Here is a 26,141-nt window from a genome sequence, read left to right as displayed (position 1 = left end):
CCCCGTGCTCGCGTAGGGTCGGCAGCGTGACGACGACGTTCCCCCGGTCCACCCCGTCCGCCCTCGGCATCGACGCGCGCGGGGTGTCCGCGTTCCTCGACGCCCTCGAGTCGACGCCCGACGTGGAGCCGCACAGCATCGTGCTGCTCCGCCACGGGCAGCTCGCCGCGCAGGGCTGGTGGGCCCCGTACGCCCCGGAGCGCGTGCACCTGCTCTACTCGCTCAGCAAGAGCTTCACCGCCGCCGGCGTCGGGATCGCCGTCCGCGAGGGCCTGGTCGACCTCGACGCCACGGTCCTGTCGTACTTCCCGGAGCTCGACGCCGACGTCACCGACGACCGCAGTCGACGGATCCGCGTGCGGCACCTCCTCGCGATGGCGTCCGGGCACCGCGAGGAGACCCTCGACCGGGCCCGCGCCGCCGACCCGCACGACCTGGTCCGGGGCTTCCTGCTCACCCCGCCGGACGAGGAGCCCGGCACCGTCTTCGCCTACAACCAGCCCTGCACCTACACGCTCGCAGCGATCGTCCGGCGGGTCACCGGCGGGTCCCTCGTGGACTGGCTCCGCCCGCGGCTCCTCGACCCGCTCGGGATCGACGACCTGGCGTGGAAGCGCGACGAGACCGGCGCCGAGCTCGGCTTCAGCGGCTGCCACGCGCCGACCTCGGCCGTCGCGGCGCTCGGACAGCTGTACCTGCAGCGCGGCGTGTGGGACGGGCAGCGCATCCTCGACGAGGACTGGGTCGACGCCGCGACGAGCGCGCAGGTCGCGAACCCGGACGAGGCGAACCCCGACTGGAGCCAGGGCTACGGCTTCCAGTTCTGGATGGCGCGCCACGGCTTCCGCGGCGACGGCGCGTACGGGCAGTTCTGCGTGGTCCTACCGGAGCAGGACGTCGTCCTCGCACTCACCGGGCAGAGCCTGGACATGCAGGCCGTCCTCGACGCGGCGTGGGCACACCTCCTGCCGGCGATCGCCCCGGTGGACGACGCGGCGGCTGACGACGCGGCGCGCGACACGACGGCGGACGACGGCCTGGAGGCGCGGCTCGCCGCCCTGGGGCTGCCTCCCGTCGCGGGGTCGGCGCCGACCGACGACGCGGCCGGCTCGTGCGACGCGACCGGCGTGGTGGACGGGGTCCGCCTCGCGGCGGACGCCGACGGCTGGCGGGTCACGCTCGACGTCGACGGCGGCATCCTGTCCGCACCGGTCGGCGTGGGGGAGTGGCGGGTCGAGGGCCCGCTCGCCGCGAGTGCCGCGGTCGACGCCGACGGGGCGGTGCAGCTGGACGTGCGGTTCGTCGAGACGCCGCACCTGCTGCACGTGCGCCTCGACGTCGCGGCCGGGACCGCCACCTCGGTGTGGGCGACGCAGCCGCTGCACGACGGACCGCTGACGCTCCGCCGCCCCGCCGACTGACGGGGGCCGGAGCGGCGTCGGTTGCCACCCGGCCGCGCCGACGGCGCCCGCGCGGCCGCGCTCACGGCAGCGCGTGCCGGATCGTGCCTACGGGGTCGTGGAGCGCCGGTCGACGGGCTGCAGCTCGGGACGCTTGGCGCTGATCCCGTCGCCGGAGGACGTGTGCCGGATCCGGCGCACGACCCACGGCACGAGGTACTCGCGTGCCCAGCCGAGGTCCTCGACGCGGGCCTCGCGCCACGGCCGGGCCTCGAGCGGCTCCGGCGTGGACGGTGCCAGCCCGTGCTCGACGCCGAGGGTGTCGAGCACGGCGGCCGCGACCGTCGCGTGGCCGGTCGGGGAGTGGTGCAGTCGGTCCGGCGCCCACATCCGCGGGTCCCGGAGCACCCGGAGCGCCCACATGTCGGCCACGTGTGCGCCGTGCTTCAGCGCGATCGCGTGCAGGTTCTCGTTGTAGACCGCCGTCTTGCCCCGGACCATGCCGAGGACCGGCGTCATGCCGACGTCCGGGCCGGTGAAGAGCACCACGGTCGCCCCGCCGCTCCGGAGCCGCTCGACCATGCGGTCGAACCGCTCGGCGAGCTCGTCCGGGTCCGAACCGGGGCGGATGATGTCGTTGCCCCCCGCCGACACCGTGACGAGGTCCGGGCGGAGCGCGAGGGCCGGCTCCACCTGCTCGTCGACGATCTGTCCGAGGAGCCGCCCGCGGACCGCGAGGTTCGCGTAGGCGAAGTCGTCGGTCCGGGCGGCGAGCACCTCGGCGACGCGGTCCGCCCACCCGCGGTGGCCGCCCCGGGCGGTGGGGTCGGGGTCGCCGATCCCCTCGGTGAACGAGTCACCGATCGCGACGTACCTGGACCACGGATGACGATCTGACACAGGTGCGACCGTAGTCTCGTGCCATGACGAAGGCCACCTCGCCGGGCTGGACCCTGCCGGACGACCTGCTCGCGCGGATCGCCGAGCGGGCCCCGCGGTACGACGCCGAGAACACGTTCTGCACCGAGGACCTCGACGAGCTCCGCGCCGCCGGGTGGCTCCGGATCGGTGTGCCCGTCGAGCAGGGCGGCTCGGGCCTCGGCCTCGCCGCGACCGTCGCGCTCCAGCAGCGCCTCGCGCAGGCGGCGCCGGCGACCGCGCTCGGGCTCGGGATGCACCAGGTGTGGGTGCAGGCGGCCCGCAGCGTGTCCGCGCGGGGCGGGACGTTCCTCCAGACCGTCACCGACCACGCGGCGGACGACCACCTGCTCGCGTTCGGGGTGAGCGAACCCGGCAACGACGCCGTCCTGTTCGACTCGTCGACGACGGCGGAGCCGGACGGCGACGGCGGGTACCGCTTCACCGGCACGAAGGTGTCCACGTCCCTCGCACCGGCCTGGGACGTGCTGAGCGTCTTCGGCAAGGACACCACCGGTCCCGAGCCGCGGCTCGTGCACGGGTTCGTGCTCCGCTCGGACGGCGACGTCGAGCACGTGGACGACTGGGACACGCTCGGCATGCGCGCGACGCAGAGCCGCACGACCCGACTGCTCGGCGTGCACGTCCCGGCCGAGCGCATCGTGCGGTCGCTGCCCGTGGGTCCGACACGCGACCCGCTCGTCTTCGGGATCTTCGCCGCGTTCGAGCTGCTCGTCGCCGCGGTGTACGTCGGCGTCGCGTCCCGGGCGGTCGAGCTGGCGGTCGCGGCGGTGTCCGGTCGACGTGGCCGGGACGGCGTCGCGCGGTCGCAGGACCCGGACGTCCGTCGGGCGGTCGCCGACATGCGCGGTGCCGTCGACGCGGTCGCGCTGCAGGTCGGGTCGCTCGCACGGTCGGTGGACGACGGCGACGACCTCGGCGCGCGGTGGTTCCCGCTGCTCGTCGGGACGAAGGCGCGGACGGTCGACGCGGCGCGGCACGTCGTGGACGAGGCGATGCGCGTGGTCGGCGGCTCCGCGTACGCGGCGACGTCGGAGTTGTCGCGGCTCGCCCGTGACGTCCGCGCCGGCCAGTACCACCCGTCGACGCGCGACTCGGCAGCCCGGACGATCGCGGCGGCCGAGCTGGGGCCGCTGCCGTAGCGGGCCCGCCGTCCGGCGACGCGCCGGCGACCGGCAGGCGGCGCGGGCGTGCTGACCGGCGGCGGACCCGGCGTCGCGCCCGTGTCGCTCGTCGGCGGACGGGCGGTGTCGGCGGCCCGTGGCATCATCGGCGGGTGAGCAAGCAGGACGGACGCAACCGGTTGGTCTCGGACCGACCGGTCGACGACGTGACGGCGACGGTGCTGCACGTCGACATGGACGCGTTCTTCGCCTCCGTCGAGCTGCTCGACCGCCCCGACCTCCGCGGTCTGCCCGTCATCGTCGGCCACGACTCCGACCGGTCCGTCGTCACCGCCGCGACGTACGAGGCCCGGAAGTACGGCGTGAACTCCGCGATGCCGATGGCCGTCGCCAAGCGTCGTTGCCCGAACGCGGTCATCGTCGAACCCCACTTCGAGAAGTACACGGCCAAGTCCGCCGCGGTGATGCGCGTGTTCGGCGAGTTCACGCCCCGGGTCGAGAAGCTCGGCATCGACGAGGCGTTCCTCGACGTCGCCGGGGCCATGCGCCTGTACGGCACGCCGTGGCAGATCGGCACCGCGATCCGCGCCGCCGTCCTCCGCGAGACCGGACTGCACTGCTCGGTCGGCGCCGCGTCCACGAAGTTCGTCGCCAAGCTCGCGTCGAGCCGGGCGAAGCCGGACGGGCTCCTCGTCGTGCCGGCCGAGCACACGGTCGCGTTCCTGCACCCGCAACCGGTGTCGGCGCTGTGGGGCGTCGGCGGCACCACCCAGGAGAAGCTCGAGCGCCGCGGCATCCGCACCGTCGGCGACCTCGCACACACCCCACTGGCGTCGCTCGTCGCCGCCCTCGGTCCGGCCGGCGGGCAGCGCCTGCACGACCTGTCCTGGGGCCGGGACCCGCGCGTGGTCGACACGGGCGTGAGCGAGAAGTCGATCGGGCACGAGGTCACGTTCGGCCGCGACCTCACCGAGCGCGACGACGTCGCACGCGAACTGCTCCGCCTGGCCGACAAGGTGGCCGTGCGCCTGCGCCGAGCCGAGGTCCAGGCCCGCACCGTCGCCCTCAAGGTCCGCTACACCGACTTCAGCACGCTGACCCGGTCGCGCACGCTCGCCGAGCCCACCGACGTGGCGAAGCGCCTGCACCACGAGGCGGTCGAGCTGTACGACGTCCTGCACCGTCCGGGCAACCGGATCCGGCTCATCGGGGTCCGCGGCGAGAACCTCGTGCCGGCGGCCGCGAGCAACGCACTGTGGGACGACGACGCGCCGTGGCGGGACACCGAGACGACCGTCGACGCGGTCGCCGCGCGGTTCGGCGCCGGCGTGCTGCGGCCCGCGTCGCTCGTCCGCGGCACGCCCGAGCAGCGGCCGCCGCACGCCCGACAGGACCCGGCGTGACGGTAGGATCTCCCGGAGTGAGCGCAGCGGAACACCAGCACCAGCAGCAGCCCGCGACGCTGTGGGGCGACACCCCCGAGAGCGCCGAGGGCCGTCCGGCGAACGGTCCCACCGAGCAGGCCGACGGCACCGCCGACACGGTCGTCCGGCCGCACGAGGAAGCCGTCGTGCAGGCCGAGAACGCGGGCAACGCGGCGGCCGAGCACCTGTCCCCGGCCTTCCCCGAGCGTGCTGCGTGGGGAACGGCGTCGAAGCTCCGCGCCTGGCAGGTCGAGGCCCTCACGAAGTACTTCGAGAAGGAGCCGCGGGACTTCCTCGCGGCCGCGACCCCGGGCGCCGGCAAGACCACCTTCGCGCTCCGGCTCGCGACCGAGCTCCTCGCCCGCGGCACGATCGACCGGATCATCGTCGTCGCGCCGACCGAGCACCTCAAGCGGCAGTGGGCGGACTCCGCCGACCGCGTGGGCATCCGGCTCGACCCGATGTTCAAGAACGGCGACGGCATGTACGGGCGCCACTACCAGGGCGTCGCGATCACCTACGCGCAGGTCGGCATGAACCCCGAGGTGCACCAGCGGATCACCGAGGGCGGCCGCACGCTCGTGATCCTCGACGAGGTCCACCACGGCGGCGACGCGCTCACGTGGGGCGACGGCATCCGCGAGGCGTTCACCAAGGCCACACGCCGCCTGTCGCTGTCCGGGACCCCGTTCCGCTCCGACACCGCGCCGATCCCGTTCGTGCAGTACGCGCCCGACGAGCAGGGCATCCGCACCTCGGTCTCCGACTACAACTACGGCTACGGCCGCGCGCTCAAGGACGGCGTGGTCCGGCCGGTGCTGTTCATGGCGTACGCCGGGCAGATGCGCTGGAAGACCCGGATGGGCGACGAGATGTCGGCGTCCCTCGGCGAGCAGGTGACGAAGGACATCACCGCGCAGGCCTGGCGCACGGCGCTGTCGCCCGACGGCGAGTGGATGCCCGCGGTGCTGTCGGCCGCCGACAAGCGCCTCACCGAGGTCCGCCGCGGGGTCCCCGACGCCGGCGGTCTGGTCATCGCCACCGACACCACCACCGCGCGCGCCTACGCCCGGATCCTGCAGCAGATCACGGGGGAGCGGCCGACCGTGGTGCTCTCCGACGAGGCCGCCGGCTCGAGCCGGATCCAGGCCTTCGCCGAGGACACCTCGCGGTGGATGGTCGCGGTCCGGATGGTGTCCGAGGGCGTCGACGTCCCGCGGCTCTGCGTCGGCGTGTACGCCACGAGCGCGAGCACCCCGCTGTTCTTCGCCCAGGTGATCGGCCGCTTCGTGCGCGCCCGACGCCGCGGCGAGACCGCGAGCGTGTTCCTGCCGAGCGTGCCGAACCTCATGGCACTGGCGGCGACCCTCGAGCTCGAGCGCGACCACGCCCTCGACCGTCCCAAGGACGCCGACGACGGGATGTACAACCCCGAGGACGCCATGGTCGCCGAGGCCAACAAGGAGGACCGCGCCTCCGAGAGCCTCCTCGAGGTGCAGCCGTTCCAGGCGCTCGACTCGCAGGCGTCGTTCGACCGCGTCCTCTACGACGGCGGCGAGTTCGGGACCGGCGGCGAGGTCGGCTCGCTCGAGGAACTCGACTTCATCGGGATCCCGGGGCTGCTCGAACCCGACCAGGTGCGCGACCTGCTCCGGGCACGACAGGCCACCCAGGCGAAGCGCTCCCGCGGCCGGACCGCCAAGGACGGCATGCCGAAGCAGCAGCCCGCCCCCGACCGCCCCATGTACCAGACGCTCAAGGAGCAGCGCACCGAGCTCGCGCGGCTCGTGTCGATCTGGTCCCGGCACGCGAACGAGCCGCACGGCGCGATCCACGCCGAGCTCCGTCGCATCAGCGGGGGACCGGCCGTCGCGCAGGCGAGCATCGAGCAGATCCAGAAGCGCATCGACGTGCTGCGCTCCCGCATCGGCAACCGACGGTGAGCGTCCGCGCGTGATCGACCCCGTCGACGACCGCACCTGGCTGGTCCGTCGCACGCCGGAGTCGTCGCCCGAGGCGATCATCGACCGGTTCGGCGGCGGCTACCGGCTGCGGCGGTTCTCGCTCACCGAGGCCCGGCGCACCCCGCACGGCGTGTACACCGGCGTCGAGCTCGCCGAGACGGCGTGGTGGCGGCTCCAGGACCGCCCGCTGCGGCGCTGACCGGCACCGGCAGGGTCCGATCACGCCGACGCGTGACGGAGGGCACCGCCCGGATCCGCCGACGCTCGGCGGACGGTGCGGCGCGGATCGGCCGACGCTCGGCGGACGGTGCGGCGCGGATCGGCCGACGCTCGGCGGACGGTGCGGCGCGGCTGGGTGACGCGACCAGGGTTCTTCCGGTAGACCGGACCCATGGCAGACTCCATCCCCCACGTCCTCGTCCTCGGCGGCGGCTCCGCCGGCTACACCACGGTCAAGCAGCTGCAGAAGCACGCCGCGACCGTGCCGATGCGCATCACGCTGGTGGACCAGAACACGTACTACACGTACCTGCCGTTCCTGCCCGAGGTCGCCGGCGGCCACATCGCGCCGAAGGACGTCACCTTCGAGCTGCGTCGCGCGCTGAAGAAGACCCGCGTCATCCAGGGCAAGGTCACCGGGATCTCGTCGAAGGACAAGACCGTCTCGATCGCCACCGCCGGCGGCGACGACCGCACGCTCGGCTACGACCAGCTCGTCGTCGCGCTCGGCTCGGTCACCCGTACCTTCCCGACCCCGGGCCTCGACGAGGTCGGCGTCGGCTTCAAGACCGTGGAGGAGGCCGCCTACGTGCGCGCCAAGCTCCTCGACAACATCGCCAAGGCGGCTGCCACCCGCGACGAGGACGAGCGTCGCCGGCTGCTCACGAGCATCTTCGTCGGCGGCGGCTACACCGGCGTCGAGGCGATCGGTGAGCTCTTCGACGTGTCCCAGGCCGCCATCAAGACGTACCCGTCGCTCGCCGGCGAGCAGCCGCGCTGGGTCCTCATCGACGCGCTCGACCGCGTCGCGCCCGAGGTCGGCCCGGAGCTGTCCAAGTGGACGCTCGAGTCGCTCCGTGCCCGCGGCATCGACGTGCGACTGAAGACCACCATGCCGAGCTGCGAGGGCGGCGTCGTCAAGCTGTCCGACGGCGACGAGTTCGCGACCGGCCTGCTCGTCTGGACGGCCGGCGTCAAGCCGAACCCGCTCCTCGACGCGACCGACCTGCCGCGCGGTCCGAAGGGCCACCTCGCCGCGAACGCCAAGCTCCAGGTCGAGGCCGAGGACACCCACGAGGTCGTCCCGGGCGTCTGGGGTCTCGGTGACGTCGCCCAGGTCCCCGACCTGACCGCCGAGAAGCAGCCGGCCTACTACCCGCCGAACGCGCAGAACGCCGTCCGTCAGGCCGTCGTCGCCGCCGACAACGTGGTCGCCACGATCACCGGCAAGCCGCTCGAGGAGTACCGCCACCCGTCGATCGGCACCGTCGCCTCGTACGGTGTCGCGAAGGGTGCCGCGAACATCAAGGGCGTCAAGATGACGAACCTGTTCGCGTGGCTCGCCCACCGCGCGTACCACGTGTACGCGATGCCGACGCTGAACCGCAAGGTCCGCATCGTGATCGGCTGGGTCACGGGCGCGGTCTCGGGCCGCGACGCGACCTCGCTCATCAAGGAGACCGACCCGCGTCGCACCTTCGTCGAGGCCTCGAAGAGCTGACGCAGGACCCCCTGCTGGTCGCGTCCCGTGGACGCGACCGGACGACGGACGGGAGGCGCGGTGCCGGTCGGCACCGCGCCTCCCGTCCGTCCGTGCTCGCCCGCCGGGCCGGGGCCGGGTCGGGCGGTGCCACGCGCGGACCGGTCCGGGCCCGGCGCGCGTCGGGTCGCGCACGGCGCGCGCGTGCGGCAGACTGACTCCCTCGCCGCGCGCGGCCGAGGTCCCGGAGGTGTCCACGTGAACCCCGAACCGCCCACCACGCCCGTCGTCCGTCGCCCCGCACCGGACCACCTGCACCGCACGATCGCGTCGATGCCCGGCGCACGGACCGTGCTCGACGCCCTGCACCCGCTCGGCCGCCCGCTCGTCGTGGGCGGGACCGTCCGCGACGCCCTGCTCCGCGAGGCCGGACGTCCGGTGCCGGGGACGGCCGCCGGGGACCTCGACGTGGAGCTCCACACGGGGCACGGCGTCGACCGGGTCGTCGCGGCGCTCCGGGAGGTCGGCGCATCCGTCGTCCGCGCCGGAGCCCGGTTCGAGGTGTGCAAGGTCGCGCTCGACGGTTCCCAGGTCGACGTCGCGGTCGTCCCCGCTGCACTCGAGCCCGACACGGGCTTCCGGGACGCCTCGGCACGCCGCGACTTCACGGTCGACGCTGTCGCGTGGGACCCGCACGAGGACGTCCTGCTCGACGCGCACGGCGGCCTCGAGGACGTCCGGTCCGGTGTCCTCCGGCACACGTCAAACCGGTTCGTCGAGGACCCGCTCCGGGTGCTCCGCGCGGTGCAGCTGGTCGCGCGGTACGGCTTCGTCGTGCACCCCGACACGGTCGCCCTCGCGCGGCGCACGAGCGACCGCTGGACCGAGATCGCACCCGACCGGGTCTGGCCGGAGCTCCGCCGGCTCGCGTCCGGCGACCACGTCGCAGCGGCGCTCGAGGTCCTGCACGCGGTCGACTGGGAGCGGCACCTGCCCGAGCTCGCGGCGGTCCGGGACGTCCCGCAGGACCCGTCCTGGCACCCCGAGGGTCCGGTGCACGTCCACCTCGGGCTCGCGGGCGACGCTGCCGCTCGTGCCTGCACCGCCGACGGGGTCACCGGCGAGGACCGCGTGGTCGCCGTGCTCGGCGCGGTCCTGCACGACCTCGGCAAGGCCGGCGACGGGACGCAGGTCGTCGACGAGGACGGGCGACGGCGGATCCGGAGCCTCGGCCACGAGGTCACCGGTGCCGAGGCGGCCCGCGCGCTGCTCCGTCGCGTCGGGGCACCGCGGTCCGTCACCGAGCGCATCGCCCGGATCGTCCGCGAGCACATGGTGCCGCACTCGACCGGCGGGGCCGCCCCGACGGTGCCGGCGGCGCGTCGCCTGCTCCGTCGCCTCGGTGGGACGCGGGCCGACGTCGACGCGTGGGCGCGGGTCTGCGCGGCCGACGTGCACGGGCGTGGGAGCGCCTGCGGCGTCCCGCAGGGCGTCGGCACGAGCACGTCGAGCACGTCGAGCACGAGGCTGCCGGACCCCGTCGCGCGGTGGCTCCGGGTGCTGACGAGCGACGCGGTCCTCGGACGCCGCACGCCGCTGCTCACCGGGCGGGACCTGCTCGACGCCGGGCTCGCTCCGGGGCCCGCGTTCCGGACGGTGCTCGACGCGGCGACGGCCGCGCAGGACGACGGCGTCTTCGACGACGTCGACGGCGCCCGCGGGTGGCTGGCCGCGCACATCGCCGAGCGCTGACGGCGACCGGGGACGGACGGGAGGCACGGGGCGGGCCCGCACCGGGCCTCCCGTCCGTCGTCCGGTCGCCGCGCGATCCGCTGGCGGGCACGTGCCGCGCGGACGGCGTTTGGTCGTTGCACGCGGTCCTGGACCGGCTCCCACGCGCCGGCCACGAGCGTGGGCCGCACGAGCGAGAGGAGCGCGCATGCGCGCCATGACGTACCGCGGGCCCTACCGGGTCCGTGTCGAGGAGAAGCCCGACCCGCGGATCGAGCACCCGAACGACGCGATCGTCCGTGTCGAGCGGGCGGCGATCTGCGGGTCCGACCTGCACCTGTACCACGGCATGATGCCGGACACGAGGGTCGGTCACACGTTCGGCCACGAGTTCATCGGGGTCGTCGAGCAGGTCGGGCCGTCGGTCCGCAGCCTGGACGTCGGCGACCGGGTGATGGTCCCGTTCCACGTGTCCTGTGGGAGCTGCTGGTTCTGCGCCCGCGGTCTGTACACGAACTGCCACAACGTGAACCCGAACGCGACCGCGGTCGGCGGCATCTTCGGGTACTCGCACACGACGGGTGGGTACGACGGCGGGCAGGCCGAACGGGTCCGCGTGCCGTTCGCCGACGTGGGGCCGCAGGTGATCCCCGAGTGGCTCGACCCCGACGACGCCCTGATGATGACGGACGCGCTCGGCACCGGGTACTTCGGGGCGCAGCTCGCATCGATCCGGCAGGGCGACACCGTCGTCGTGCTCGGCGCCGGGCCGGTCGGCCTGTACGCGGCGAAGTCGGCGTGGTTCATGGGCGCTGGCCGCGTGATCGTCGTCGACCAGTTCGAGTACCGCCTCGAGAAGGCGCGGACGTTCGCCCACGCCGAGACGATCAACTTCGCCGAGGTCGACGACGTCGTGGTCGAGATGAAGAAGCAGACGGACTACCTGGGTGCCGACAGCGTGATCGACGCCGTCGGTGCCGAGGCGGACGGCAACTTCCTGCAGCACGTGACCTCGGCGAAGCTGAAGCTGCAGGGCGGCTCGCCGGTCGCCCTCAACTGGGCGATCGACGGCGTCCGGAAGGGCGGCACCGTGTCCGCGATGGGCGCCTACGGCCCGATCCCGAACGCGGTCAAGTTCGGGGACGCGATGAACAAGGGCGTGACGATCCACATGAACCAGGCACCCGTGAAGCGGCAGTGGCCGCGGCTGCTCGAGCACATCCAGGCGGGCCACCTCACGCCGAGCGAGATCATCACGCACCGGATCCCGCTCGAGCACATCGACGAGGCGTACCACCTGTTCTCGGCGAAGCTCGACGGCTGCATCAAGACGGTGATCGTCCCGTGAGCGCCGTGGAGGGCGGGGACGCCGTGCCCGGCGGTGCCGGCGATGCGGACGTGCCGGGCGGAGCGGCGCCGGGAGACGCCGTCGCGGCCCGGCGGGCGGGTGCCGGGGTGGACGCCGTGCCGCCCGGAGCGCTCGACCACACGCCGTACGTCGCGGACCCGCCCCGACGGGTGCCGTCGGCGGCCGAGCTCCGGGAGCGCATCCCGGGCTGGGGGAGCGACCTCGACCTGGAGGACCGTCCCTCGGTGCCGAAGCTGTCCCGCGAGGTCGGGGCCACCTCGGGCGCGCACTGGGACCTGCCCGACCAGCAGCCCGGCGGTGAGGGCCGGGAGCGCTCGATCGAGCACGCCCACGTCACGCCGGTCTTCGGCACCGCACAGCCGCTGTCCGGGCCGGCCGGGGTGGTGCGGCGCTACGCCTACCGGCGGTTCAGCGAGGGACGGCTCGCGCACTGGATGCTGCTCGTCCTGGGTGACCGGATCGACGTGGCGACGCACCGGGTCACGGACGCCCTGCGTGGACGGCCGGACCGGGTCGTGCACGAGACCGGCGTGCGGGCGGAGCTGCGCCACCACCCGGTGGCATCGCGTGCCGGGTCGTCGCGGCGGGACTGGCGGCACGGGCTGCTCGACCCCGTGGTGGCGAACTGGGGGTGGTTCGCGGCGCTCGGCGGCGTGGTGCTGCTCGTCCGGCGGCTCCGGCGTCGCTGAGCACGAGCGCACGGGCGGTGGGCGGCGCGCGAGGGCGAGCGCGCGGCGGATGCGACATCGCCGCTGTCGTTCGACGTCGGAGATGTCGCGCGCGCCGAACTCGCGCCGCTCGTCGTGGGACAGGCGTCAACGCCGCTGTCGTTCGACGTCGGAGTTGTCGCACGAACAGCACGCCCGCCCCGCCTCACCCACCGGAACGACCCCGAGAACGACGAAAGCCCCGCAGCCTGAGCTGCGGGGCCTTCGTCCTTGCTGTGTCCGAGAGGGGACTTGAACCCCTACGCCCTAATACGGGCACTAGCACCTCAAGCTAGCGCGTCTACCAATTCCGCCACCCGGACAGGTGGTACTGCTGTCGTGCAGGCCGTCTCACCGGGCTGTTTCCCCGGCGTTCCTGCCGAGAGAAGACACTAGCACGGCTCTGAACGCCCGATGAACACGGCTGTACATCCCGGGCGCGTCCTCCCGCGTCACACCCGTGCACGACAGCCCCGGGACCGGACCGACGCCCGGTAGCGTGGGCGCATGAGCGACTCCCGGGCGACCGAGCAGGACCTCGAGGCCACCGCGGCGATCGCCCGTGACCTCATCCGCATCGACACGACGAACTGGGGCGGGGGCAAGTCCCGCGGCGAGACCGAGGCGGCCCACTACGTCGAGGCCGAACTGCGCGCCCTCGGGCTCGAGCCGCAGCTGTTCGAGTCCGAACCCGACCGCGTGAGCGTCGTCGCCCGGGTCCCGGGCCGTGACCGCTCGAAGCCGGCACTCGTCGTCCACGGGCACCTCGACGTCGTTCCGGCGGACCCGGCGAACTGGTCGGTCGACCCCTTCGGCGGCGAGGTCCGTGACGGCTCGCTGTGGGGGCGCGGCGCGGTCGACATGAAGAACATGGACGCGATGATGCTCACCGCCCTCGGGGACGTCGTCGCCCGGCAGGGTGCTCCCGAGCGCGACCTCGTGATCGCGTACTTCGCCGACGAGGAGGCCGGCGGCGTGCTCGGCTCGCACCACGTCGTCGAGCACCACCCCGAGGTCTTCGCCGGCGCGACCGCGGCCATCAGCGAGGTCGGCGGCTACTCGATCACCCTCGGCGACCGGCGCGCCTACCTGCTGCAGACCGGAGAGAAGGCCCTCATGTGGGTCAAGCTCGTCGCGACCGGCACCGCCGCCCACGGCTCGCACGTGATCCGGGACAACGCCGTCACGAAGGTCGCCGCGGCGGTCGCCCGGATCGGCAGCGAGGAGTGGCCCGTCCGGCTGTCCGCGACCACCGACGCGATGGTGGCCGAGATCGCCCGGTTCCTCGGGGTCGACCCGGCCGTCACCGGACCGGACGAGGTCGCGCTCGCCACCGGCTCGGCGTCGCGGTTCATCCACGCGGCCCTGCACACCACCTCGAACCCGACGGTGCTCACGGCCGGGTACAAGCACAACGTGATCCCGGACCGTGCCGAGGCGCTCGTCGACATCCGCTGCCTGCCGGGCGACGAGGAGACGGTGCTCGCCCGCGTGCGGGAGCTCGCCGGCGACGACGTCGAGGTCGTCACCGAGTTCCGCGACGTCGGCCTCGAGCAGGACTTCGGCGGACCGCTCGTCGACGCCGTGCGGGACGTGCTCGAGCGGCACGACCCGGGCGCCCCCGTGCTGCCGTACCTGCTCTCGGGCGGGACCGACAACAAGGCGCTGTCGACACTCGGCATCGCCGGCTACGGCTTCGTACCGCTGCAGTTGCCGGCCGGGGTCGACTTCCCGGCGATGTTCCACGGCGTCGACGAGCGCGTGCCCCTCGACGCCCTGGCCTTCGGGCGGCGCGTCCTCGGGGACCTGCTCGCCACGTACTGATACATTGCCGGGTCGCCACCGCGGCACCGTCCTGCCTGCCGACCCCTGAAAGGCCCGCACGATGCACATCCTCGAGGCGATCTTCCTCGGCTTCGTGCAGGGGCTCACCGAGTTCCTGCCCGTGTCCTCGAGCGCGCACCTGCGCATCGTGGGCCTGTTCCTGCCCGACGCGGAGGACCCCGGTGCCGCGTTCACCGCCGTCACGCAGCTCGGCACCGAGACCGCGGTGCTCATCTACTTCTGGACGGACATCACCCGGATCATCGGTCGGTGGTTCCGCTCGGTGTTCCGCCGCGACGTGCCGAAGGGCGACCCGGACGTCCGGCTCGGGTGGCTGGTGATCCTCGGCACGATCCCGATCGGCGTCGCGGGACTCGTGCTCAAGGACGCGATCGAGACCACCTTCCGGTCGCTCTGGATCGTCGCGGTGGTCCTCATCGTGTTCGGTGTGGTCCTGGGCGTCCTCGACGTGGTCGGCCGCAAGGTCAAGCCGATCGAGCAGATGACCTTCCGCAACGGCCTGCTCATCGGCGTCGCGCAGATGCTCGCCCTCGTCCCCGGCGTCTCGCGGTCGGGCGCCACGGTGTCGATGGGTCTCGCCCTCGGGTACACCCGCCCGGCGGCCGCCCGGTTCGCCTTCCTGCTCGCCGTCCCGGCGGTCTTCCTCTCCGGGTTCTACGAGGCTGTCACGAGCCTGGGCGACACCGGCGCGCCGTTCGGACTCGCCGACACGCTCATCGCCACGGTCGTCGCCTTCGTGGTCGGCTTCGTCGTGATCGGGGCGTTCATGAACTACATCAGCAAGCGCAGCTTCATGCCCTTCGTGGTCTACCGGATCGCACTCGGTATCGTGCTCATCGTGTTGCTGTCGCTCGGAGTGGTCCAGCCGTGAGGGCCTGGGAGGCCCCGTCCGTCCCCGACGTCCCCGGGGAGGGCCCTCGTCCCGTCGTGCACGACACGGCGTCCGGGCACCCGGTGGACCCGACGCACGGTGACGACCGCGCGGCGCTGTACGTCTGCGGCATCACGCCGTACGACGCGACCCACCTCGGGCACGCCGCGACCTACCTGACGTTCGACACGCTCGGCCGCGCATGGCGCGACGCCGGGCTCGAGGTCGAGTACGCCCAGAACACGACCGACGTCGACGACCCGCTGCTCGAACGCGCCGCACGCGACGGCGTCGACTGGCGCGAGCTCGCCGCCTCGCAGATCGACCTGTTCCGCCGCGACATGGAGGCACTCCGCGTCCTGCCGCCGGACGAGTACGTCGCCGTGACGGACGAGGTCGACCGCGTCGCCGAGGCCGTCGCGTTCCTGCAGGAGACCGGCTACGCCTACGAGGTCCCCACCGCCGACGCCGCGGGCGACGACCTGTACTTCGACGTGAACCGCCCGACCGAGGCTTGGTCCCTCGGCGACGAGAGCCGGCTCGACCGCGAGACCATGGCCACCCTGTCGGCCCAGCGCGGCGGCGACCCCGACCGCCCCGGCAAGCGCGACCCGCTCGACCCGCTGCTCTGGCGCGCAGCCCGCGAGGGGGAGCCGAGCTGGGACACCGTCGTCGGTCCCGGCCGCCCCGGCTGGCACATCGAGTGCAGTGTCATCGCCGGCGACCGCCTCGGCCTGCCGATCAGCGTGCAGGGCGGTGGCAGTGACCTGGTCTTCCCGCACCACGAGATGAGCGCCGGACACGCGGCTGCACTCGCGCACCAGCCGCTCGCGAACGCCTTCGTGCACACCGGGATGATCGCCTACCAGGGCGAGAAGATCTCGAAGTCGCTCGGCAACCTCGTCACCGTGCGCGGGCTGCTCGACGACGGCGCCGACCCGCGCGCGATCCGCCTCGCGCTCCTGTCGCACCGGTACTCGGACGACTGGGAGTGGTTCGACGGCGAGCTGTCGAGCGCCACGGCACGCCTCGCGACCTGGGACGCGTGGGCCGGTGGTGCGCCGGCCGGGCACGCGGACGACGCCGCCGACGTGGTGGCGCGGATCCGCGCGCGCGTGGCCGACGACCTGGACACCCCGGGTGCGGTCGCCGCCGTGGACACCGCGATCGCGGGCGGCACCGCGGTGACGCCCGAGCTCGTCGACCTCGTCGACGCGCTCCTCGGCATCCGCCTGGGCTGACCCGGGGACGGGCGCGCAGCGCACCGGGCCGCCCGTGCGCGGGTGCGCACGGCGTGCGCCGGGGTGCGCGGCCGGACGCACGCGGGACGCGACCCCACGACGGACGGGAGGCGCGGTGCCAGCCGGCACCGCGCCTCCCGTCCGTGTCGTGGGTGCGTCTACTGCGGCGGCTGCGGCGGACGGAACCCGCCACCCGCCGTGCCGCCGTCCTTGCCGTCCTTGCGCTCGCGTCGGCGGAGGTACTGCTCGAACTCCTGCGCGATCGCGTCGCCCGAGGCCTCGGGGGAGTCGACCGTGTCGCGCGCCTGCTCGAGCTGGCCGATGTAGCTGGCCATGTCCTCGTCGTCGGCGGCGAGGGCGTCGATGCCCTCCTCCCACTCGGTGGCCTCGTCGAGCAGGCTGCCGCGCGGAACGGTCACGTCGGTGAGCTCCTCGATCTTGTCGAGCAGCGAGAGCGTGGCCTTCGGTGAGGGCGAGTTGTGCACGTAGTGCGGCACCGACGCCCAGAGGGACAGCGTCGTGATCCCGGCCCGGTGCACCGCGTCGGCGAGCACGCCGAGGATGCCGGTCGGACCCTCGTACGTCGAGCGGTCGACGTCGAGCGCCGTCCGGACCGCGGCGTCGTCGCTCGACACGAACACCGAGATCGGTCGGGTGTGCGGGACGTCCGCGAGCATCGCGCCGACGAAGACGACGGCGTCGATGGCGTGCACGTCGACCAGGTCGACCACCTCGGCGCAGAAGCTCCGCCAGGTGCGCGAGGGCTCGGGGCCGACGAGGACGAAGACGTCGCGGTCGATCTCGGTGCCGGTCGCGGAGACGACGCGTCGGGCGGCGGCGTCCGGGCCCGGGCCGTGCAGGACGATGCGCGGCCAGGTGATCTCGCGGGAACCGTCCTCGGCGGTGCCGACCTCAGGGCGGTTGAACTGGTAGTCCACGTACCGCTCGCCGTCGAACTCGCGCAGCTCCTCGAGGCCCATCGCGTCGACGATCCGTCGCGCGAGGCCGCTGGCCGCCTCTCCGGCGTCGTTCCAGCCCTCGAACGCGACGACGAGCAGTCGTCCGTCGCTGAAGGGGGAGTGCTGTGGCACGGGGGCCTCCTGGGTCGGAGCGGGCACGCGCGGGACGCGCGCGGCCGGACACGGTACGGGTGCTGCGGCGGTGCCGGGACCGTCGCGGTGGTCGTGCCGCGACGGTGCGGACACCGACGCGGTACGGGTACCCAAGGATAGGCCCGACGCCGGTCGGCCCGTCCCGGCGTCCGCGTGCAGCGGAACCCCGCCCGCTAGACTCGTCGCCCGTGACCGCCCAGCACCCCGACCGAGTCCTGCCCGCAGCCGTGCTGTGGGACATGGACGGCACGATCATCGACACCGAGCCGATCTGGCAGCGGTCCCAGGTCGAGCTGACCGCCCGGTACGGCGCCGAGTGGACGCACGAGGACGGGCTGTCGCTCGTCGGCAGCGGCCTCGAGCGCTCCGGTGAGATCCTCCGCGACAAGGGCGTCGACATGGAGGTCGAGGAGATCGTCCAGTGGATGACCGACTACGTGATGGAGCACCTGCTCGCCGGTGAGCTCCCGTGGCGTCCCGGCGCACGCGAGCTCGTCGAGGAGCTGCACGACCGCGGGGTGCCGACCGCGCTCGTGACGATGTCCCGCCGCAAGATGGCCCGCGTCGCCGCCGAGGCCTTCGGTGCCCGCGGCTTCCGGGTCGTCGTGGCCGGGGACGACGTGGACCGGCCGAAGCCCTACCCGGACGCCTACCTGGCCGCCGCCGCGCAGCTCGGCGTCGAGCCGACCGCGTGCGTCGCGATCGAGGACTCGGCCACCGGTGTCGCCGCGGCCGTCGCGTCGGGTGCGGTCACCGTCGCCGTCGAGCACATCGTGCCGCTCTCCGAGATCGACGGCGGCGACGTGCACCTCACCACGCTGCAGGGGGTCGACGTCGACCGGCTCGCCGAGCTGACCGGCCCGGCGCTCACCGCGCGCGCCGCGGCGGTCGCACGATGACGACCGGGGCCCCGACACCGGGCGGCCGGACCACCACCGGCACCGAGCCCGCCACGGGCACCGAGCCCACCACCGGCACCGACCCGACGACGGACGAGCAGACCATGAGCGACCAGCACCCGACCACCGACGACACGGACGGCGCCGTCGACGCGGTGCACGAGACCGCCGCGCTGCCGGAGACCGACGCGCAGCCGTTCGCCGCGCAGCCGGCAGCCCCGGTCCCGGCCGACCTGCCGCACACTGCCGGCGGCGCCCCGCACACCCCGCCCCGCGGACCGTTCCGCGCGGGCGACCGCGTGCAGCTGACCGGGCCGAAGGGCAAGCTCACGACCCTGTCGCTCGAGACCGCAGGCGAGTACCACACCCACCGCGGCGTCCTGCGGCACGACGACGTCATCGGGCAGCCGGACGGCTCCGTCATCCGCGCGAGCACCGGGGACGAGTACCTCGCGCTCCGACCGCTGCTCAACGACTACGTCATGTCGATGCCGCGCGGCGCCGCGATCGTCTACCCGAAGGACGCCGCCCAGATCGTGGCCTTCGCCGACGTGTTCCCCGGCGCTCGCGTGGTCGAGGCCGGCGTGGGCTCCGGCGCGCTGTCGCTGTTCCTGCTGCGCGCGATCGGACCGACCGGCCGCCTGCAGTCGTTCGAGCGCCGCGCCGAGTTCGCCGCGATCGCCCAGGGCAACGTCGGCACGTTCCTCGGTGCCGTCCCGGACAACTGGTCGGTCACGGTCGGCGACCTCGTCGAGGCGCTGCCCGAGGCCACCGAGCCGCAGAGCATCGACCGCGTCGTGCTCGACATGCTCGCGCCGTGGGAGTGCGTCGACGCCGCAGCCGACGCCCTCGTTCCCGGTGGGCTCATCGTCTGCTACGTCGCGACCGTCACGCAGCTGTCCCGCACGGCCGAGGCGCTCCGTGACACCGGACGCTTCACCGATCCGCAGTCGAGCGAGACCCTCGTGCGCACCTGGCACGTCGAGGGCCTCGCCGTCCGCCCCGACCACCGGATGGTCGGCCACACCGGCTTCCTCGTCACCGCCCGACGACTCGCCGACGGCGTCGTGCTGCCCAACCTGAAGCGTCGCGCAGGCAAGACGGAGTTCTCGGACGAGGACGTCGAGGCCTGGACCCCCGGCGCCGTGGGGGAGCGCTCCGCGAGCGACAAGAAGCTGCGCAAGGTCGCCCGCCAGGCCGCCGCGCAGGCCCGCAAGGTCGCCGCCGCCGAGGCCTCGGACGGAGCCGGGACCGACGAGGGCGACCGGTAGGCTACGCACCGTGCCCGTCCTGCATCGAACGGAAAGAGGGTCCGTGCGCACCATCCCCGCACTCCTGGTCACCATCGGCCTCGCAGCCTCCCTCACCGGCTGCGCCGCGAGCGGAGCCGGCACCGCCGCCTCCGACTGCGCGACGCCGGGTGCCGCATCGCGCGCCGTGAGCGCATCCGGCGCGTTCGGCAAGGAGCCGAAGGTCTCGGTTCCCGCCGGCCTCACGACGACCGGCACGCAGGTCTCGGTGCTCCGCTCGGGCGAGGGACGCCAGGTCGAGGCGGGCACCCCGGTCGTCCTCGACTACACGCTCGTCGACGGCGCCACCGGCAAGGCCGTGCAGTCGAGCGGCTACACCGGCCCCTCGGAGCCGATCGTCGCCGGCGCCGCGAAGTCCGGCCCACTCGGCAAGGCCGTCGAGTGCGCGCACGTGGGTGACCGGCTCGCGGTCGCGATCCCGAAGAGCTCCCTCACGCAGGGCGGGGCCACCGGCAGCGAGTCGCGTCGCAGCGACGACGCCGTCGTCCTCGTGATCGACGTCGAGCGCGCCTTCGACTCGCGTGCCACCGGGACCCCGCAGCTCGCGGGCGACGGGATGCCCGCGGTCGTGCTCGCGCCGTCCGGCCAGCCCGGCATCACGATCCCGTCCTGGAGCGCGCCCGCGAACGACCAGCAGCACCTGCTCCGCAAGGGGTCCGGCGCCGAGCTCACCGAGCGCGACACCGTGGTGCTGAAGTACACCGCGGTGTCGTGGCCGCAGGGCGGCGGGACCTCGACGGTCCTCAGCTCCAACTGGTCCGACGGCGACGGCCCGCTCACCCTGCCGCTCGCGAAGGGCCAGCTCGCGGACGGCGTCCGGGATGCCATCGTCGACCACCACGTGGGCGACCAGGTGCTCGCGGTCGTGCACCAGCAGAGTGGTCCCGCGGTCTACGTGATCGACATCGTCGGCCGGATCGCCGGCTGACCGACAGCCCTCCACCGACGGCAGCGCGGGTGCACTCCGGTGCACCCGCGCTGCCGTAGGATCGGGCTCGTGCCAGCGACCCGAGCTCCCCGCGTGCCCGCCGAGGAGCGGCTCTTCAGCCTCGTGCTGGCACTGCTCTCGACCGAGTCGGGGCTGACGAAGGCCGAGATCTTGGCCAACGTCCAGGGCTACCGGCAGCGGTTCACCCCCGGCGGCGACAACGCCTCGCTCGAGCGGCAGTTCGAGCGCGACAAGGACGACGTCCGCGAACTCGGCATCCCGCTCGAGACGATCGAGACCCCCGGTGCAGCCGGCAACAACCAGACGCTGCGCTACCGGATCCCCAAGGGCGAGTACGATCTGCCGCTCGACGTCCGGTTCACGCCCGACGAGTCCGCGCTGCTCTCCCTGGCCGCGATGGCGTGGCGTGAGGGCGCGCTGTCCGCCGACTCCCGCCGTGCCCTGCTCAAGGTCCGCTCCGCCGGCGCCGACGAGAACCCGGCCGGTCCGCTCGGCACCGCCGCGTACGCCCCGCGCCTCCGCACGCGTGACACGGCCTTCGAGCCGCTGCGATCGGCGCTCGACCGGGCCGCTGCGGTCCGCTTCGACTACATCACCCCGGGCGAGCACGAGCCCCGGCAGCGCGACGTCGCACCGCTCGCGCTCGTGCAGCACGGCGGCCGCTGGATGCTCGCGGCCCACGAGTTCGCGACCGACAGCGTCAAGAACTACCTGCTCTCGCGCATCGTCGGACCGGTCACCGCCCACCACGCCGGTCAGCACCCCGCGCCGGCCGGGGCGGGGGAGCGCGCCCTCGCGGAACTCGACCGCATCTGGTCGGAGCGCACGGCCCGCATCGCCGTCGCGCCCGGCTCGGACGCCGAACGGCGACTCCGACGGCGCCGCGGGACCGAGGTCGACGGCGAGGGCGTCCTGCTCGTGCACCACGTCGACCCGCACATCCTCGCCGAGGAACTCGCCGCCTTCGGCCCCGAGGTCCGCGTCCTCGAACCCGCCGCCCTGCGCGAGCGCGTGGTCGCCCGGCTCCGGGCACTGGTCGCCGACCACACCGACGCAGCCGGCACCGCCGACACCACCGGGGGAGACGACCGTGGCTGACCAGCACCCGCTGCAGGCGCAGGACAAGCTCGCGTTCCTGCTCGTCCTCGTCCCGTACCTCATCGACCACGAACGCGTCTCGGTGCGCGAGGCCGCGCGGCACTTCGGTGTCCCCGAGCAGCGCATCCGCCGCGCGGTCGAGCTCATCGCGGTCTCGGGCGTCCCCGGCGAGACGATGCAGTACCAGCACGGCGACCTGTTCGACATCGCGTGGGACGACTTCGAGCAGAACGACATGATCGTCCTGACGAACCTCGTCGCGATCGACGACGCGCCCCGGCTCTCGGCACGCGAGGCGTCGGCGCTCATCGCCGGTCTGCAGTACCTGTCCGCCCTGCCCGAGGCGGCCGACCGCGACGCGATCCACGCCCTGATGGCCAAGCTCTCCCGCGGTGCCGGCGGAGCGGCGTCCAACGTCGCCGTCGGGCAGGACCTGCACGACGCGACCCTCGCGACCGTGCGCCGCGCGATGTCGGACTGCCGCGGCCTGACGTTCGAGTACGCCGGCCCGCGCACCCGCGGCGGCACCCGCCACGTGGACCCGCTGCGCGTCGAGTCGATCGACACCGACTGGTACCTCCGCGCCTGGGACCTCGACCGCCAGGCGATCCGCACGTTCCGCTTCGACCGCATGTCCGACGTCCGGGTCGACGAGCGCGCGGCCGAGAAGTCGCTCGCCGACGTCACGCTGCCCGACACGCTGTTCCAGCAGTCGAGCCAGGACGTCATCGTCACGGTCGAGCTCGACTGCTCGTCCCTGCCCCTGGTCGCCGACTTCCTCGCCGACACCGCGGACGACGAGGACGCCGACGGCCGGGTGCGCATCCGGCTCGCGGCCTCGAACGGCTTCGACGGCGTGGTCCGGCTCGTGGCCGGTTTGCCGGGTCGCGCGGTCGTCATCCACCCGCCCGCCGCGCGCGCGGCGGTGCGCGCGTTCGCCGAGGCGGCCCTCGCCGCCGAGTAGCGGCCGACCCTGTCGGCGCCGCGGGGCGACGGCCCGCGGCCCGCGCTCCGGACCGGACCCGCAGCCGGACGGGAGGCGCGTGCCGGGCCCGCCACGCGCCTCCCGTCCGCGCGTCCTGGACGGGAGGYCCGTGGCGGCCCCGCACCGCGCCTCCCGTCCGCCTCGACGCCCCCTGGGCGTCCGCCCGGCCGCGGCCGTGGTGTCGGTCCCCGTCCCGTAGGATCGGTCCATGGCTTCGACGACCGCGAGCGGGCAGGCGAAGCGGCCCGGGCGTCCGAAGAAGGACACCGAGGGTCGCATGTCGCTCGGGCAGCACCTCATCGAGCTGCGCAACCGCCTGTTCAAGGCCGTCGTCGCGGTCGCCGTGTGCGCGATCGGCGGCTGGTTCCTCACCCCGTTCGTGCTCGACGCGCTCCGCGCCCCGGTCACGCAGCTGGCGAAGGTCGGCGGCCACACCGCCGAGCTGAACTTCCCGATGATCACGGGTGCGTTCGACCTCAAGCTGCAGATCGCGATCACGATCGGCATCGTGATCTCGAGCCCGGTCTGGCTGTACCAGCTGTGGGCGTTCATCGTCCCCGCACTCGTGCGACGCGAGAAGCAGTACGTGTTCGGGTTCCTCGGCACCGCGATCCCGCTGTTCTTCGCCGGCTGCTGGTTCGGGTGGTACATCCTGCCGCACGTGGTCGGCATCCTCGGCAGCTTCGTGTCGTCGTCGGACACGTCGATCGTCGACGCCAAGGCGTACTACGACTTCGTCATCAAGCTGATCGTCGCGGTCGGCATCGCGTTCGTGCTGCCGGTCTTCCTCGTCCTGCTCAACTTCGTCGGCGTGCTGTCCGCCGCGTCGATCATCAAGTCCTGGCGCGTGGCGATCCTCTGCATCCTCGTGTTCTGCGCGATCGTGACCCCGTCGGCCGACGTCGTCTCGATGTTCCTGCTCGCGGTGCCGATGGTCGTGCTGTACGTGGCCGCGTGTGCGATCACCTGGCTGCACGACCGCCGCGTCGCGAAGCGCCAGGCGAAGCTCGACGCGGAGTACGGAGCCTGATGTCCATCCAGCTGAGTCCCGCCGAACGGTTCGCCGCCGCGAAGTCCCGCAGCCGCTCACGCAACCTCGAGTTGTTCCGCACCGACCTGCGGTTCGACCTCGACCCGTTCCAGACCGCCGCGTGCGACGCCCTCGACCAGGGCCGGAGCGTGCTGGTGGCGGCGCCCACCGGCGCGGGCAAGACCATCGTCGCCGAGTTCGCCATCTGGCTGGCGATGCGGCAGCCCACCGCGAAGGTCTTCTACACGACGCCGATGAAGGCGCTGAGCAACCAGAAGTACGCCGAGCTCGTGCAGGCCTACGGCGAGTCCGAGGTCGGGCTCCTCACCGGTGACACCAACGTGAACCCGCGGGCGCGTGTCGTCGTGATGACGACCGAGGTGCTCCGGAACATGATCTACGCCGGGTCCGACCTCCTCGACGACCTCGCGTGGGTCGTGCTCGACGAGGTCCACTACCTCGCCGACAGGTTCCGCGGCGCGGTGTGGGAAGAGGTGATCCTGCACCTGCCGACCGAGGTCCGACTCGTCTCGCTCAGCGCGACCGTCTCGAACGCCGAGGAGTTCGGCGACTGGCTGCAGACCGTCCGCGGCGACACCGACGTCATCGTGTCCGAGGAGCGTCCGGTCCCGCTCGAGCAGCACGTGCTCGTCGGGTCGAAGATGGTCGACCTGTTCGACTCGAGCGGTGCGGCGGCGACGAACCGCGTCAACCCCGAGCTGCTCCGCATGGTCGGGGGAGCGACGCGCAGCGAGCGGCACGGAGGCGGTCAGCGCGGGCGACGCGGCCGCGGCGGGTACCCGGAGCGCCGGGGTCCACGCACCGAGAAGATGTTCCGCGAGCAGATCGCCCGCGTGCTCGACGAGCGGATGCTGCTGCCCGCGATCTTCTTCGTGTTCAGCCGGAACGGCTGCGACCAGGGCGTCCGCCAGGTCCTGCGGTCCGGGGTGTCGTTCACGACGGCGCAGGAGCGCAACGAGATCCGCGAGACCGCGGAGTACCACTGCCGCACGCTGCTCGACGAGGACCTCGCCGTCCTCGGGTACTGGGAGTGGCTCGAGGGCCTCGAGCGGGGCGTCGCCGCCCACCACGCCGGGCTCCTGCCGGCGTTCAAGGAGGTCGTCGAGGACCTGTTCCGCCGCAAGCTCCTCAAGGTCGTGTTCGCGACCGAGACCCTGGCGCTCGGCGTGAACATGCCCGCGCGCACCGTCGTCCTCGAGAAGCTCGAGAAGTTCAACGGCGAGGCCCGCGTGCCGATCACGCCGGGGGAGTACACGCAGCTCACCGGTCGTGCCGGGCGCCGCGGGATCGACGTCGAGGGGCACTCGGTCATCCAGTGGTCGGACGGCCTCGACCCGCAGGCCGTGGCGTCGCTCGCGAGCCGTCGCACCTACCCGCTGAACTCGTCGTTCAGGCCGACGTACAACATGGCCGTCAACCTCATCGACCAGTTCGGCCGGCAGCGCACGCGCGAGGTCCTCGAGACGTCGTTCGCGCAGTTCCAGGCCGACCGTTCGGTCGTCGACCTCGCGCGCAAGGTCCGGTCGCAGCAGGAGTCGCTCGACGGCTACCAGCAGGCCATGCAGTGCCACCTCGGCGACTTCACCGAGTACGCCGCCCTGCGCCGACGCCTGTCGGACCTCGAACGCACCAACGTGCCGGGCGGCCGCGAGGCGTCGCACGGCGCGAAGCAGGAGCGCCAGGCCGCGATCACCGAGGTGCGTCGCCAGATGCAGCGCCACCCCTGCCACGCCTGCCCGGACCGCGAGGCGCACGCCCGCTGGGCCGAGCGCTGGTACAAGCTCAAGCGCTCGCACGACAAGCTCGTGCAGCAGATCCGGTCGCGCACGGGTGCCGTCGCGACGACGTTCGACCGCGTCACCGACGTCCTGCTCCAGCTCGGCTACCTGGTCGACACCGGGAACGGGGAGGCCACGGTCGCCGCGGGCGGGCGACGCCTGCAGCGGATCTACGGCGAGCGGGACCTGCTCGTCGCCGAGTGCCTCGAGGCCGGGGTCTGGAAGGACCTCACGCCCGCGCAGCTCGCGGCGATGGCGTCGACGATCGTCTACCAGCCCCGGAGGGAGGACGCCCCCGGCACCGAGCACGCCCTGCCCCGCGGCGCGTTCCGCCCGGCGCTCGACGAGACCCTGACGATCTGGGCGCGGCTCGACGACGTCGAGCGCGACGCCCGCCTGGCCGGCTCGCAGCCGCCCACCCCGGCGATGTCGGTCGGGATGTTCCGCTGGGCGTCGGGCACCTCGCTCGACGACGTCCTGCGCACGCTCGACATGCCCGCCGGTGACTTCGTCCGCTGGTCGAAGCAGGTCATCGACCTCCTCGACCAGGTCCGGAACGCCGGCGACGAGGAACTCGCCCAGACCGCGCGGCGCGCGACGGACGCGGTGCGCCGCGGCATCGTCGCGTACGCGACGGTCTGACGG

At 73.4% G+C, this 26,141-nt stretch carries 21 protein-coding genes and 1 tRNA gene; 19 read left to right on the top strand and 3 right to left on the bottom strand.

Features of this window, described 5'->3' with window-relative positions; translation table 11 throughout:
• Positions 1 to 1,421: serine hydrolase (locus tag BEP24_RS06805; protein ID WP_366556881.1), on the top strand; the 1,421-nt coding region annotated here is incomplete at its 5' end.
• A gap of 87 nt (positions 1,422 to 1,508) precedes the next feature.
• Here the strand turns inward: BEP24_RS06805 and BEP24_RS06800 are convergent.
• The gene (locus tag BEP24_RS06800) at positions 1,509 to 2,300 is read right to left on the bottom strand and encodes an SGNH/GDSL hydrolase family protein (protein WP_065961664.1); all 792 of its coding nucleotides are present in this window, start codon (positions 2,298 to 2,300) and stop codon (positions 1,509 to 1,511) included.
• A 23-nt stretch (positions 2,301 to 2,323) separates the two neighbouring features.
• Between BEP24_RS06800 and BEP24_RS06795 the strand changes: the two genes are divergently transcribed.
• The 8 genes from BEP24_RS06795 to BEP24_RS06760 all read left to right on the top strand — a co-directional run bounded on the left by BEP24_RS06795 (position 2,324) and on the right by BEP24_RS06760 (position 12,339).
• Entirely contained in the window at positions 2,324 to 3,481 is a 1,158-nt protein-coding gene (locus tag BEP24_RS06795; protein ID WP_065961662.1) for an acyl-CoA dehydrogenase family protein, read from the top strand.
• 134 nt (positions 3,482 to 3,615) lie between these two features.
• Positions 3,616 to 4,866 (top strand): DNA polymerase IV, encoded by a 1,251-nt coding sequence (gene dinB / locus BEP24_RS06790; RefSeq protein WP_065961660.1) that lies wholly within the window; start codon positions 3,616 to 3,618, stop codon positions 4,864 to 4,866.
• A 167-nt stretch (positions 4,867 to 5,033) separates the two neighbouring features.
• Positions 5,034 to 6,830: a DEAD/DEAH box helicase gene (locus tag BEP24_RS06785; RefSeq protein ID WP_065961680.1), complete on the top strand. Its 1,797-nt coding sequence runs from the start codon at positions 5,034 to 5,036 to the stop codon at positions 6,828 to 6,830.
• A gap of 10 nt (positions 6,831 to 6,840) precedes the next feature.
• Complete coding sequence (locus tag BEP24_RS06780; RefSeq protein ID WP_065961658.1) at positions 6,841 to 7,050, top strand: hypothetical protein; 210 nt, start codon at positions 6,841 to 6,843, stop codon at positions 7,048 to 7,050.
• A gap of 192 nt (positions 7,051 to 7,242) precedes the next feature.
• Positions 7,243 to 8,571, top strand: coding sequence for an FAD-dependent oxidoreductase (locus BEP24_RS06775; protein WP_065961656.1), 1,329 nt, complete (start codon positions 7,243 to 7,245; stop codon positions 8,569 to 8,571).
• Between the two features lie 237 nt (positions 8,572 to 8,808).
• Positions 8,809 to 10,302, top strand: a complete 1,494-nt coding sequence (locus BEP24_RS06770; RefSeq protein ID WP_065961652.1) for an HD domain-containing protein — start codon at positions 8,809 to 8,811, stop codon at positions 10,300 to 10,302.
• Between the two features lie 187 nt (positions 10,303 to 10,489).
• Complete coding sequence (locus BEP24_RS06765) at positions 10,490 to 11,629, top strand: zinc-dependent alcohol dehydrogenase (RefSeq protein WP_065961650.1); 1,140 nt, start codon at positions 10,490 to 10,492, stop codon at positions 11,627 to 11,629.
• Positions 11,626 to 12,339, top strand: coding sequence for a hypothetical protein (locus tag BEP24_RS06760; RefSeq protein ID WP_253181617.1), 714 nt, complete (start codon positions 11,626 to 11,628; stop codon positions 12,337 to 12,339). Before BEP24_RS06765 ends, BEP24_RS06760 begins: the two co-directional genes overlap by 4 nt.
• 255 nt (positions 12,340 to 12,594) lie before the next feature.
• On the opposite strand, the gene BEP24_RS06755 is transcribed toward BEP24_RS06760, so the two are convergent.
• A tRNA-Leu gene (locus tag BEP24_RS06755) sits at positions 12,595 to 12,680 on the bottom strand.
• A gap of 184 nt (positions 12,681 to 12,864) precedes the next feature.
• Here BEP24_RS06755 and BEP24_RS06750 point away from each other — a divergent pair.
• From BEP24_RS06750 to mshC, 3 genes are all read left to right on the top strand, one after another.
• Positions 12,865 to 14,181: a M20/M25/M40 family metallo-hydrolase gene (locus BEP24_RS06750; protein WP_065961647.1), complete on the top strand. Its 1,317-nt coding sequence runs from the start codon at positions 12,865 to 12,867 to the stop codon at positions 14,179 to 14,181.
• A 61-nt stretch (positions 14,182 to 14,242) separates the two neighbouring features.
• Entirely contained in the window at positions 14,243 to 15,073 is an 831-nt protein-coding gene (locus BEP24_RS06745) for an undecaprenyl-diphosphate phosphatase (protein WP_065961646.1), read from the top strand.
• Positions 15,070 to 16,314 carry a cysteine--1-D-myo-inosityl 2-amino-2-deoxy-alpha-D-glucopyranoside ligase gene (gene mshC / locus BEP24_RS06740; protein WP_065961645.1) on the top strand — a complete coding sequence of 415 codons (1,245 nt, stop codon included), beginning with the start codon at positions 15,070 to 15,072 and terminating at the stop codon, positions 16,312 to 16,314. Before BEP24_RS06745 ends, mshC begins: the two co-directional genes overlap by 4 nt.
• A 158-nt stretch (positions 16,315 to 16,472) precedes the next feature.
• Here the strand turns inward: mshC and BEP24_RS06735 are convergent, their stop codons facing one another.
• On the bottom strand, positions 16,473 to 17,405 hold the full coding sequence (locus BEP24_RS06735) for a PAC2 family protein (protein WP_065961678.1): 933 nt from the start codon (positions 17,403 to 17,405) through the stop codon (positions 16,473 to 16,475).
• A 209-nt stretch (positions 17,406 to 17,614) separates the two neighbouring features.
• Between BEP24_RS06735 and BEP24_RS06730 the strand changes: the two genes are divergently transcribed.
• From BEP24_RS06730 to BEP24_RS06700, 7 genes are all read left to right on the top strand, one after another.
• Positions 17,615 to 18,325, top strand: a complete 711-nt coding sequence (locus BEP24_RS06730) for an HAD family phosphatase (protein WP_253181616.1) — start codon at positions 17,615 to 17,617, stop codon at positions 18,323 to 18,325.
• Positions 18,322 to 19,596 (top strand): tRNA (adenine-N1)-methyltransferase, encoded by a 1,275-nt coding sequence (locus tag BEP24_RS06725; protein ID WP_253181615.1) that lies wholly within the window; start codon positions 18,322 to 18,324, stop codon positions 19,594 to 19,596. The genes BEP24_RS06730 and BEP24_RS06725 overlap by 4 nt, the downstream gene beginning before the upstream one ends.
• A gap of 43 nt (positions 19,597 to 19,639) precedes the next feature.
• Positions 19,640 to 20,563 (top strand): FKBP-type peptidyl-prolyl cis-trans isomerase, encoded by a 924-nt coding sequence (locus BEP24_RS06720; protein WP_065961642.1) that lies wholly within the window; start codon positions 19,640 to 19,642, stop codon positions 20,561 to 20,563.
• A 69-nt stretch (positions 20,564 to 20,632) separates the two neighbouring features.
• Positions 20,633 to 21,682 carry a WYL domain-containing protein gene (locus BEP24_RS06715; protein WP_065961640.1) on the top strand — a complete coding sequence of 350 codons (1,050 nt, stop codon included), beginning with the start codon at positions 20,633 to 20,635 and terminating at the stop codon, positions 21,680 to 21,682.
• The gene (locus tag BEP24_RS06710; protein WP_065961639.1) at positions 21,675 to 22,646 is read left to right on the top strand and encodes a WYL domain-containing protein; all 972 of its coding nucleotides are present in this window, start codon (positions 21,675 to 21,677) and stop codon (positions 22,644 to 22,646) included. Before BEP24_RS06715 ends, BEP24_RS06710 begins: the two co-directional genes overlap by 8 nt.
• A gap of 298 nt (positions 22,647 to 22,944) precedes the next feature.
• Positions 22,945 to 23,697 carry a twin-arginine translocase subunit TatC gene (gene tatC, locus BEP24_RS06705; RefSeq protein ID WP_065961672.1) on the top strand — a complete coding sequence of 251 codons (753 nt, stop codon included), beginning with the start codon at positions 22,945 to 22,947 and terminating at the stop codon, positions 23,695 to 23,697.
• Positions 23,697 to 26,138: a DEAD/DEAH box helicase gene (locus tag BEP24_RS06700; RefSeq protein ID WP_065961637.1), complete on the top strand. Its 2,442-nt coding sequence runs from the start codon at positions 23,697 to 23,699 to the stop codon at positions 26,136 to 26,138. Before tatC ends, BEP24_RS06700 begins: the two co-directional genes overlap by 1 nt.
• Positions 26,139 to 26,141: the final 3 nt, after the last annotated feature.

Origin of the sequence: Curtobacterium sp. UCD-KPL2560, from assembly GCF_001705035.1 — a bacterium.
Taxonomy (GTDB): Bacteria; Actinomycetota; Actinomycetes; order Actinomycetales; family Microbacteriaceae; genus Curtobacterium.
This window is presented reverse-complemented; position numbering and strand designations above follow the sequence as displayed.

Coding starts and splice junctions, on each gene's coding strand:
- BEP24_RS06795 (WP_065961662.1), top strand. CDS start 2,324: ATGACGAAGGCCACCTCGCCGGGCTGGACCCTGCCGGACGACCTGCTC.
- BEP24_RS06775 (WP_065961656.1), top strand. CDS start 7,243: ATGGCAGACTCCATCCCCCACGTCCTCGTCCTCGGCGGCGGCTCCGCC.
- BEP24_RS06765 (WP_065961650.1), top strand. CDS start 10,490: ATGCGCGCCATGACGTACCGCGGGCCCTACCGGGTCCGTGTCGAGGAG.
- BEP24_RS06750 (WP_065961647.1), top strand. CDS start 12,865: ATGAGCGACTCCCGGGCGACCGAGCAGGACCTCGAGGCCACCGCGGCG.
- BEP24_RS06745 (WP_065961646.1), top strand. CDS start 14,243: ATGCACATCCTCGAGGCGATCTTCCTCGGCTTCGTGCAGGGGCTCACC.
- BEP24_RS06725 (WP_253181615.1), top strand. CDS start 18,322: ATGACGACCGGGGCCCCGACACCGGGCGGCCGGACCACCACCGGCACC.
- tatC (WP_065961672.1), top strand. CDS start 22,945: ATGTCGCTCGGGCAGCACCTCATCGAGCTGCGCAACCGCCTGTTCAAG.
- BEP24_RS06700 (WP_065961637.1), top strand. CDS start 23,697: ATGTCCATCCAGCTGAGTCCCGCCGAACGGTTCGCCGCCGCGAAGTCC.